The organism is Flavobacterium fluviatile, assembly GCF_010645065.1.
GTDB classification, from domain to species: Bacteria; Bacteroidota; Bacteroidia; order Flavobacteriales; family Flavobacteriaceae; genus Flavobacterium; species Flavobacterium fluviatile.
In genome coordinates this window covers 607,044-618,905 of record NZ_JAADZW010000001.1, presented here as the reverse complement: position 1 = coordinate 618,905, position 11,862 = coordinate 607,044, and the positions used below count along the sequence as shown (strand labels likewise).

The window sequence follows — 11,862 nt, the reverse complement described above, 5'->3', positions numbered from 1 at the left end:
TATTTTATTAATACTGAAAATATAATCAATTTTTATAATCAGACTTTAAATGAAGAGTATATTAGTCTCTTGTCAAACAATCTGAAGTGTACAAAAAAGTCAAAATATGTAATTACATCTTTCAGGTATCCAAATATTTTGGAATAAAAAAAGGCTGTCCTATATTTTTTCGGACAACCTTTTGTAAAGCTATAGAAAGAAAAATAAAAGTTTAATTTTAATAGTATGGGTGAATTTAAAGGAGACTCATGTTTTGAAATATGTAAAATTCTATTCTTTTTTTAAAGCATTTATTTCAGCCGCTGAAACTTTAATTACAGTTCCGTGGCGTGTGCCTTTTGGGAAACTAACCTGCTCAGAAATATCTTCCCAGCCTTTGGAGGTTTGTTTAACAGCGCCATATTTTTTCTGGGTATATTTGTCAAAATACACAATCCATTCATTATCTATTTGAATAGCAGTAGGTCCTTCAGCCCAATAATTTCCTGTAATTGGTTCGCTTGCTTTTGTGTAGGGACCTTCCAGTTTTTTGCTGCTTGCTATTTTTAAATTTTTCTGAACGGGTACTTTTGTTTCATCTTTTAGATACATGGTGTAGCCATTTTCAGTCTTTACAATAGAAGCATCAATGACATTAAAACCAGGTTCATAAAGCAATTTGGTTTTAGAGAACTTTTTAAAGTCTTTAGTTGTAGTGTAATAAATCCTGTGATTGTATCCTTTTTCTTCTTCTGATTTGGTTTCCGGAAACTTTCCGTCAATTGTAGAAGCCCAGTAAATCATGTAGTTTTTAGATTTCTCGTCGTAAGTGATTTCCGGAGCCCAGGTATTTCTTGTCTTTTTTTCATGTACCATAACCGGAATAAATTCCTGTTTTGACCATTGAATCAAATCTTTTGAAGAAGCATACCCAATTCCTTTATCTGTCCAGCTTACCGTCCATACCATGTGATATAATCCGTCTCCGCCTCTTATAACGCAAGGATCGCGCATAAGTTTATCTTTGCCAACTTCTGGTGTCAAAAAAGAGGTGTCATTTTTTAGGGTATTCCATTTGTAACCGTCTTCGCTGTAAGCTAAATGCAGTCCGTCTTCACCATTACCTTTAAAATAGGTGAATAGATAACCATCATTTTTTAAATTATAATCGTTTACAGCAAGCCATTTTCTGCAGGTTTCAGGCCAGTATGCATTAGTGCCTTTTACGCCCAGACCAAAACCATGACCTCCGTTTTCATATAAATGCATTTCTGCCAAAACTTTTTCTTTTTTTAAAGCCAGATAATAATTGATACTGTTTTCTACAGGAACGGCCTTATCATCAGTAGCATGAACTAAAAATGTTTTTGGTGTTGAAGCTGTTACCTGCTTTTCATTCGAATATTTATCAACTATTTCTCCCTGAGCATTTTTACCTAATAAATTGTCTTTTGAACCCTGATGTGTAACACCTTCCTGCATGGAAATTACTGGATAAATCAAAATTGAAAAATTAGGTTTTGCACTTGTTGTATCACTAGGAGTATATACCTTATCGTCATAATGAGTCGCTAAAGTTGATGCCAGATGACCTCCTGCAGAAAAGCCCATAAAACCAATTTTATCAGGATCCAGTTTCCACTTTGCAGCATTTCTTCTAACCAGACGAACGGCTTCCTGAGCATCCTGCAATGGAGCAACAGTTTTGTTTTTCATAATCAAATCGCTCGGCAGTCGGTATTTTAAAACAAAAGCATTTATTCCCAGGCTGTTAAACCATTCCGCAACTTTATAACCTTCTTTATCAATGGCCAGCATGCCGTAAGCGCCTCCGGGACATATTATGACTGATGTTCCGTTTGATTTTTCCTGATCTGCAAAATAGGCTGTGAGAGTAGGCACGGTTACTTTGCGGATATCTACAGCAATTCCATCTTTGTTGGTAACAATTTTCTCTGTATATTCTTTATTTTCAATAGCATCAGGAACTTTATCCCATAGTGGAATTTCCTTTTTTTGTGAGAATACTGAAAGGCTTATTCCCAGAGAAATAAAATAGAAGAATGCTTTTTTCATTATTTCATTTTATAAATTTCAGATCCTGCAAGTAGAAAACAACCCAATCCGTAATCTTCAAAATCAGGGATTTTATCGTATGATAATGGCTGTCCGTCTTTTGGCTCTTTTCCTGTAGATTGTAAATAGCCTAAAAATCCTGTATCATGCAAAGCGTCTTTAGTAATAGCATTCCATGCTTTTTCGATTACAGGTAAATACGTTTCTTTTTTCAGAATTCCGCTGTTGATTCCATAAGCCATTCCGTAAACGAATAAAGCAGTACCGGATGTTTCTTTTTCTCCAAAATTGGTAGGATCATGTAAACTTACATTCCAGAATCCGTCAGGTCTTTGAATTGGGACTAAAGCTGCAGCCATTGCTTTTAAATCTTTTACATACTGATCTCTGTGAGGTGCATTTTGTGGAATTATCGTCAATACTTTTGCCAAAGCGCCAATTACCCAGCCATTACCACGGCTCCAGTAGCAGTCTTCGCCATTTGGTTCTTTATATGGAGGATCAAAATCAGCATCACGCCACCATAAACCATCTTTTGGGTTAAAAAGTCCGTTATCGCCATGTTTGTTTCTTGAATACATATACATTTGATACATTTTTTCAAAATAGCGATTATCTTTTTCCAAAACTCCCATTTTGGCAAAAACCGGCATTCCCATCTGAATCGCGTCAATCCAAGACCAGTCGTCTAGTTGAGGAGTATTAAGCAGCATATTGATGTTGGCTTTGGTATTCTTTAATTTTTTAGCATCAGGTTCTAAATTGTATAAATCAATATAGGTTTGGGCAGCACAGTAGTTGTCTGCATTTCGGGTTACATTTCCGCCATTGAATCCCCATTTGTGAAACTCTGCCCAGTCATAAGCATATTTGTAATACGCTTCTTTTGGGAAAATTTCGTGCAAAGCCATTAATCCTTCATAATAAACACCACGAGTCCAGATATTGCTTGGACGTTCTTTATTGGTGATGATTGTTTTACCCGTTTCAGGCCATTTTTGCATAAAATAATCATTTGCCAGAATCATTTGTTTTAGTACCAGTTTTTTATCAAATGGCTGTTGTGCGTTTGTGGTTTTCGTATATAAAAAGCATAAAGCGAAAACTAAAAGTAACTTTTTCATTTTATTATTATTGAGAAATTAATTTTGTTGTTTTAAAGGTGTAATTGTAACAGGTCCTAATAATCCGGATGGCATTGGATTCCATTTGGCAGCATCGAATTTTTTATAATCTTTGTCAACCATATTGATTTCATAGAAAATCTTCCATTCTTCGCCTTTTAATTCTTTATCTCGAATTCGGTTTGCAGAAAGGTTCGTTACCTGAATTTTTAAAGTGTTTATTCCTGGTTTTAATTTTCCAATATTTAATTTATAAGGAACAGACCATGCCGTACCAACGAATTCGTCGTTTAACCAGACTTTTGCACTTTCGCGAACATCTCCAAGATTTAAACTCCACGACTCTGTTTTAGCATTCGGATTGTCAAATTCTAAAGTATATGTCGCAGATCCGGAAAAAGCTTCAGCTTCCGGACCTAATTTTGTCCATGATTCAAGATTTGAAACTGTCGCAGCTGGAGGTAATTTTGGTCCGCCTTTATCAAAATTAATTTTCCAGTTTCCTTTTAATGCAATAGCATCAGCAGTTGGTTCGTAGTAGTTCCATTTTTTTTGTGAAGCAGTATTTTCTGTTTTCAAAAAATAAGATTGTCCCGGTTCAATTTTGACTTTTACCAAAGTATTCTTGGCTGTTTTCTGAACAATTGCATTTCCGAAATTTCTATTTAACGGATTAAAAATCACTACTTCTTTATTGCCAATTTCTAACGGAATAAATCCGTCGATTGTTTTTGGTGTGTGATTTACCAAATAATATATTTTTTCTCCGTCAACATTTCTTCTGATAAATTTTAAACCTGTATTTACAAGTGTTTCAGGATATATCTGAGCCTTTTCCAACGTTTCAAAAATATCCGAAACAGGTTTTACAGCTTCTTTATTTTCAACCAAAACAGACTGAAGTTTTGCTTCCTGATTTTTATAATCATTAAAACCCGGAACAGATTCAGGCAATCCCTGAAAAAATATTTTACCGCCAGCTTTTTGTAATTCGATCAGTTTTTGCAAAGTTGCCAATGGCATTTTTTTGCATGCAGGAATAATTAATGATTTGAAAACACCGCCCGGAAGAACAATATTACCATTTTTCACTTTGGCTTCAGCAATAAAATTATCAGAGATAAAATCAACTCCGTACCCTTTTTTCATCAGTTCTTTTGTAGTATTGTAAAATGGAGTTCCATGCAGCCATTCGTCTAAAGAGTGTATTTTGTATTCAACAAATAAACTTCCTTTTTTAAACTTGTCCCAATTGTCAAAAATAGGCCAGTAAAGCAATATTTCATTGTCCGCTTTTCCCTGCTGCAGCATGGACTGGCAGTTTGATATGTAGGAGAACAGGGCAGGAGCGTCTTCCCAAATGCTGTTGTTTGCATTAAAATTTACAGAAGCATAAAATTTCCATCCCGGCCAAACGGCTCTGTCTGGCGAATAAGTAGATCCATGAAGAAAGATATGATTCACTCCGTTTAGCATTAAATCTTCAGCTTCAGGCTTGCATTGTGACAAGGCGGTTTTAAAATGCTCTCTCAGCCACGTAAAAGTTTCAGAGGATACCAGATTTTTACCAGAAATATGTGCTGCAGAAGAAGAGAATTTAAGCATCACCGGATCAGCATCACCTTCGCGGATATCGTCTTTTTCACGTCTGAAACCCGGAATATCAAACGGCATCGATCCAAAAGTCTCACATTCGGGTATATCCGCAGAGGCGTACAAGTCAATCAAATTTCCGGGAGATCCATGAGCCTGAAGCTTGGTTTTAAAGTTTTTTGAATGTGCCCATTGCGTCCACGGCTTATCAAATTTATTCAATAATAAGTCGGCTATGGTTTGTCTGTAATCGCTTCTTATCCGGTTAGAAACTTCGTCATCTTTTTCACCTAACAATAATGCCAGTTGCTTTTTAAGATCATAACCTCTTCGGTTTTGGAATTCTTCGAAAAAATTTGGGGTAAAGTCAGTTCCGTAAACTTCATAACTGTCATTAAAAACAGCCCTGATTTTTCCTTCACGCCCTTTTAAAGCTTTGTTGAACGGAACTACATAAGCATTCAAAGCCTCTTCCGAATAATGATCTAAAGTAAATCCTTTTCCACCCGGAGCCGATCGTTTTACCTGTTGTCCGGTTTTGCCGCTAAAAACAGCATATAGGGTATAATCTGTTTTTTTTGCTTTCCATTTTAGTTTGTTTGGTTCTGAGGTATTCGGTAAAACAACAGAAGCTCCTTCGATGCCTTTATCATTTAGTTTTGAATTTTTATTTTTTAACTGATCAGTCAGGTTTACATAACTTCCGTCGCTTCCGTATGCTATTACATATAAAAGCTCAGCAGGGTTTTTTTCTTTAGGATCTTCATGTTTAATAGAGCGATCAATTGTTTCATTCTTTTTTAGCTGGTATTTTTCGACAATCAGTTTTGTGGCTGCGTGAGGTAAGGTAACATGAGAACCGCCATACGGCCATCCTGTACCCAGAACCATATCCACCTGCATGTTAAGACTGTCTGCTATATGAATCGTGTAATCAAGCATTTCAATCCATTTTGGAGACAAATAATCAATGAAATTATTTTCTTCGCCTTTTACACCATATATAGGAGTTATTTCTACACCGCCAATTCCAACTTTATGAAAATCAACAAGACTCTTTTTTAAGTTAGGTTTATCTACAGCACTTCCCATCCACCACCAACGGGCCCAGGGCTGATTGATATTAGTAGATTTTGGCCATGGAGAATTTAAGTCCTGTGAGGAGGAATTAATTATAAAACAAAGGATAAATAAGAAAGTGAAATAGGTTTTGGTATGTTTCATTATGGGGATATATTCAATGGGTTGAAATTATTTTTCTAATTAACTAATAATTCAGCATTTTTTCGTATTAGCTAATTGAGTAAAAATATATTGCTTTTATGAAATTGCTATCCTGCTGCATCCTGTAATCAATTATTGATAATATTTTAGTGAATATGTTATAAGGTGTGTTTTTTTTTGATATGTTAGTTTTTTGTTATAAAAATTATGAATGTGTAAAAATAATTTAGTTAAATTTTAAATGCTTTACAAGCAACATAAACAGTGTTTTTGATGTTGTCAATCAGTAAGTTGTCTTCATTTTGTTAAATAAAAATTAAATACAATACATAATATACTGAAAATTAACAGGATACTACAGGATGCGGTGAGAGGTACTTCTGGATAAATTTGGTTAAACTAATTAATTAACCAAAAATTATTTTTATGAAAAACAAATTTAGTCTTTTGCTGCTTTTGAGCATGTTTGCATTATTGCACACATCTGGTTATGCGCAAAACAAAGTGGTTAAAGGAACAATCACTGATGCATCGGGATTGCCGATACCAGGGGCGAATGTTCTCTTAAAAGGTACAAAGACGGGTACTAGTACTGATTTTGACGGTAAATATTCTATTAGTGCAGCACCTGGTCAGGTCTTGGTTTTTTCTTCTACTGGCTCAAAAAGTCAGGAAATAACAGTTGCTCAGAATTCAGAGATTAATGTAAAATTGGTAGAGGAAATAGCACAACTTAACGAGATTGTTGTGGTTGGTTATGGGACGCAAAAGAAATCTGATTTAACTGGAGCAATTGGTAGTGTAAATGCTGAGCAATTAATGAATCGACCAGTGCCAAATGCTGTAGAGGCATTGCAAGGTAAGGTTGCAGGGGTTGATATCACAACTACAGAACGTCCGGGAACCGTTGGTAGAGTACGTATTCGTGGCCAGCGTTCAATAACCGCAGGTAGTGATCCGTTATATGTTGTAGATGGTGTTCCTTTGATGTCAGCATCTGGTATTGAAACACTTAATCCAAGGGATATTGAATCGATGGATATTCTTAAAGATGCTTCTGCTGCAGCTATTTATGGTTCACGTGGAGCAAACGGTGTTATCATCGTAACAACTAAACAAGGAAAATCGGGCAGGTTCACTATGAATTATGCAGGTACTGTAACCACTCAGGATATAGTAGACAGGGCACCGTCAATGAGTGCATCTGAATTTATTACTTTCAAACGTTGGGCGGCCTACAATAGCCCTGAGCGCACCGTTAATGGAGTGAAAGTGCCATGGGCTCATCCTGATTCACCTACATATGCAAATGATGAATACATTTTTCGTAGTCCTGTTGATGGTAATACCTCACAGGCTAATGTATTGAAAGGTTGGGAAAGCGGTACATGGGATGCTTCTAAAGTAACTAATACAAACTGGACAGATATAGTTACACAAACAGGAATTACTACGGAACATGTCTTAAGTGCAAGCGGAGGTTCTGAAAAAGTGAATACCTATGCTTCTATTGGTTATCTGGATAATACGGGTACTCAGAAAGGACAATGGTACAAACGTTATACAGCAAAACTGAGTTCTAATATCACGCCTGTCTCATGGTTTAAGATGACTGCCTCTTTAAATGGTTCCTGGAGTGATCAGGATTATGGGATGTCAAATCTGAGTGGGAGAAGTAGCTCTGTTCCGGATGCTATATACGGTACTGCTAAGCAAATTTTTAATCATGCGGTCCCATATGATGCAAATGGTAATATTATCATTAACCCGGGTGGAGAAAATGGTATTTATACTATAATGGATGAATGGGAAAAAAGCACACAGCAATCTCAAACATTTCGTCTTTTAGGAAATTTTTCTGCTTCTATTGATTTTGGTAAAATTTGGAAACCAATTGAAGGACTTACTTATAAAATAAATTTTGGACCTGATTTTCGTCATTGGAGAGAGGGTGTTTATATTGATGGAACTTCGTCACATAAGATAAATTCTAATGGATCTGCAGGGGTTAATTTTGCAAGGCTTCAAAACCGTCGCGATTTGTCATGGACTCTTGATAATATGATTAATTACGATCGTACTTTTGCTGCAAAACATAAAATTGGAGTTACTTTACTACAAACCGCATCTGCTTGGGATATCGAGACTTCCTCTATGAGTGCAAATAATATACCTAAGCCTTCTTTCTTATGGAATGCTATGGGGCAGGTGGATGTTACAAATGCTAACAATAAGGCTTCTATGGGATCTAATATTATAGAAAGAAGCCTTGTTTCTTACATGGCCCGTTTTAACTATGGTTTTGATAACCGTTATTTGTTGACTGTTTCGGGACGTTGGGATGGTGCTTCGGTATTATCTGAAGGTAATAAATGGGACTTTTTTCCATCTGCAGCATTAGCATGGCGTATCAATAATGAGGATTTCTTGAAAGATGTAAACTGGATAGAAAATCTAAAACTTCGACTAGGAGTTGGTAGTGTAGGTAATTCTGCTGTTGATCCTTATGGTACATTAGGAAACCTTCGTACAATCTATCTTCCTTTTAATGGTATTAGCAACCAAATGGGGCAAACTACAAATGAGCCTTTTTATACTGCTCCTGTAGATCTTACGGGAATGCCTAACCCTAATTTGAAATGGGAAAGAACTACACAATATAATCTTGGACTTGATTTTAGTTTCTTAAACAATAGAATTAGCGGAAGTATTGAAGCATACAAAAGTTTTACAGAAGATTTGCTACTAGAAGCACGTATACCAAGTGTAACAGGATATCCTAATATCGTTACTAATATTGGAAAAACGCAAAACAAAGGGGTTGAGTTAACCCTTAATCTTATCCCTATACAAACTGCCATTGGTTTCACATGGGAAACAAATTTAAATGGTGCATGGCAAAAGGATGAAATTGAAGAATTGGTAAATGGTAAACAAGACATGGTGGGTAATTCATGGTTTATTGGAGAATCTATTGCTGTTCGTTTTGGTTATGATAATCAGGGATTATGGCAGGATACTCCGGAAGATCAGACTGAAATGGCGAAATGGAATGCCAAAGGAGAGAATTTTTCGCCAGGTAAAGTGCGACCAAAAGATCAAAATGGGGACTATGTAATGAATGCTGAGGATCGTGTAGTTTTAGGTAATAATAATCCTAACTGGACTATGGGTTGGAATAACAATTTTACTTATAAGGGTATTGAGTTAGGAATAAATCTTTACGGAAGAATGGGATACACTGCTAATTTAGGTGCTCAGGCAATGACTGGTACTGCAAATCAAATTAAAATAGATTACTGGAGACCGGATAATACTGATGCAGAATTCCAAAAACCAATTTTGGGCCAGTCATCTTCAGGTTCTCAGGATGCTTATTCTGGACTTCTTGGCTTTAAAAAAGCGTCATTTGTAAAAATTCGTAATATTTCTTTAGGCTATAACTTACCTAAAGATGTTACAAGCAACATTGGACTGTCAAATATGAAAATTTATGCTCAGGCAGTAAATCCTGGAAGTATCTATCAGTCTTTAGACTGGTATGATTTTGATACGGACAGGACTTATTTTAACCGCAGTTTCGTAATGGGTATTGAGGTTGGATTTTAGTAATATATTTGTAAGTAATTGAAATATAACAATAAAAGTATAAAAATGAATAATATTAAAAATATAGGAATCGGTCTTTTGTTAATGACTGGATTGTTTTTTAGCTCCTGTTCGGAAGATTTTCTGGACGAAGAACAAACAAATGCTTTTTCGACAGCTTATTTTGATACACCGGAAGGATTGCAGGCCCTGACTGTATCGCTATATGGCAATATTCGCTGGCACTTTGCTTTTGAGTGGTCTTATGGTACTACGCTTTATGGAACTGATGAATTTACGAATGCAAACGATCTCACGAATGAAATGTGGAATAAGTACGATAGTCGTTTGAACCCGGCTGGCTCTACTGTTGCTACTGGGGCAGCTAACGGTAATGCTACGAGTCCAGCAGATCTTTGGGACCAAATGTATTATGGTATCGCATCTGCTAATACTATTATTGCTAAAGCACCAACAGTAATTACTGATTTAAAGATTCGAAACCGTTGTCTGGCACATGCTTATTTTTTAAGAGGCTTTAATTATTATAAGTTAACGGCTCAATATGGTAGTGTTGCTCTTCAAACTGAGCCTTTAGAAGGTGTTGTTGTTCGAAATTATGATCGTGCAACCGCGGAACAATGTTGGGAGCAGGTGATATCTGATTTTCGTAATGCTTATTCTCTTTTTGAGGGTGAAGTTTATACGTATGGTAAAGGCATTACCTGGACCAAAGCAACTGCAGCACATTTTCTTGCAAAAGCTTTGTTGTTCCGTGTTTCTGAACGTAATAATGCATGGAATAGTTCTTATAAGGATGCGGATTTAAAAGAGGCAGTTGATGCTTGTACCTATGCTATTGGTGCACGAGGTGTATTAACACCAAATTATAGTGATCTTTATGCAAATTGGACAGGAATTGACAATGCGAATGAGCAGTTAAGTGAGATTTTAATGTCGGCAGGTTTTAATGGAGATGCAGCTACTGCAGGTCGTTTTGAAAACCGTACATTTAGTTTTTTTACACCTCAGTTTTCTAATTTTTCAGGAGGCTGGGTTACACGTGGTGTATGGATAGGTGCTATGGATTTTCAGCGTTGTCGTCCTACTGAATACTCTTATGCAGTTTATGATCATGTAAATGATGCACGTATGTGGAAGACCTTTAAAACAGTGTATGGTGTTACAAGTGTAAGGACACCAAATCCAAATGGAGTTAAATTAGGTGATCCGGGTATTGTGATGATTTTGAACACTAAAAATGACAACACTTATAATTCTTATAAATTTGGTGCTTCTGCTCAGGGACCAAACTGGAAAGATGACGCAGGACGTTTACCTGAATGGACTATAGGAAACAGGCAAACTCCAACTGCAGGTAGTCTGACAAGTAAAACCGGTCAATTTGTGCCAAATTCGTTAGTTTTGTATCAAAACGGAACTTATGTAGCGCCAAATTTTGGAACGACAACTGTTTGTAATTTCTTTGCTGGTATCAATAAAACAGATTGTGGATCACGTACCGGAGAAAGAGCAAATTCTAATCGTGATGGTATTATGGCACGTCTTGCTGAAACGTATTTATTACGTGCAGAATGTTATGTACGTCAGGGGGATTATGGAAATGCAATGAAAGACATCAATACTGTGAGGGAAAGAGCGCAATGGAAAAATGGAGAAAACAGATCTTATTACAGTGATGGTTCACAGGCTTTTAAAACCAATCCGTTAAACACTGGTACTTTGGCAACAAATTTTATAAATGCAAATTTAGATATGAATACCTACTATTTATCTAATCCAGGCGTAGCCGTTACGACTGCTGCTTCAAATTTGAGACTGACAACTTTTCCTGCTAACTTGCCAGCTGAAGATGAGGCAGTTCTTACTAAGGTTGGAGCTGGAAGTGACTATGAGCGTGCATTGCATTTTATCCTTAATGAGCGCAGTCGTGAGTTATTAGGTGAATTTCAGCGTTGGGAAACACTTTCCCGTACAGGGACATTAATTAAACGCGCTAAAGCATTTAATACTGAAGCTGCCCCAATGATTACTGCAAACAAACACGAATTGCGTCCTATTCCTCAAACATTCATTGATGTTTTGACGAATGCAGATGGAACAAATTTAACTCCTGCTCAAAAAGCTGCATGGCAAAACCCAGGTTATTAATTTTTGCCCCATTTCTATAAATTGTTTTTTAACCGCCTCAACTGAGGCGGTTTTTGTTTATACAGTATAAGACAAAATCAGGAGATCTTTTTTATTAATGTGCTAA

The 11,862-nt window shown here is 36.4% G+C and carries 5 protein-coding genes; 2 read left to right on the top strand and 3 right to left on the bottom strand.

What is annotated here, in order from left to right:
- Nucleotides 1–270: 270 nt before the first annotated feature.
- From GXM17_RS02195 to GXM17_RS02185, 3 genes are read right to left on the bottom strand one after another with little or no spacing between them, the layout of a single operon-like run.
- Nucleotides 271–2,055, bottom strand: coding sequence for a prolyl oligopeptidase family serine peptidase (locus GXM17_RS02195; RefSeq protein WP_163397643.1), 1,785 nt, complete (start codon nt 2,053–2,055; stop codon nt 271–273).
- Entirely contained in the window at nt 2,055–3,179 is a 1,125-nt protein-coding gene (locus tag GXM17_RS02190) for a glycoside hydrolase family 88/105 protein (protein ID WP_163397642.1), read from the bottom strand. The genes GXM17_RS02195 and GXM17_RS02190 overlap by 1 nt, the downstream gene beginning before the upstream one ends.
- Before the next feature lie 18 nt (nt 3,180–3,197).
- Complete coding sequence (locus tag GXM17_RS02185) at nt 3,198–5,996, bottom strand: glycosyl hydrolase (protein ID WP_163397641.1); 2,799 nt, start codon at nt 5,994–5,996, stop codon at nt 3,198–3,200.
- Between the two features lie 426 nt (nt 5,997–6,422).
- Here GXM17_RS02185 and GXM17_RS02180 point away from each other — a divergent pair, with 426 nt between their 5' ends.
- Both GXM17_RS02180 and GXM17_RS02175 read left to right on the top strand, forming a co-directional pair.
- Entirely contained in the window at nt 6,423–9,605 is a 3,183-nt protein-coding gene (locus GXM17_RS02180; RefSeq protein ID WP_163397640.1) for a SusC/RagA family TonB-linked outer membrane protein, read from the top strand.
- Nucleotides 9,606–9,650: 45 nt separating this feature from the next.
- Nucleotides 9,651–11,756 (top strand): RagB/SusD family nutrient uptake outer membrane protein, encoded by a 2,106-nt coding sequence (locus tag GXM17_RS02175; RefSeq protein WP_163397639.1) that lies wholly within the window; start codon nt 9,651–9,653, stop codon nt 11,754–11,756.
- Nucleotides 11,757–11,862 lie beyond the last annotated feature (106 nt).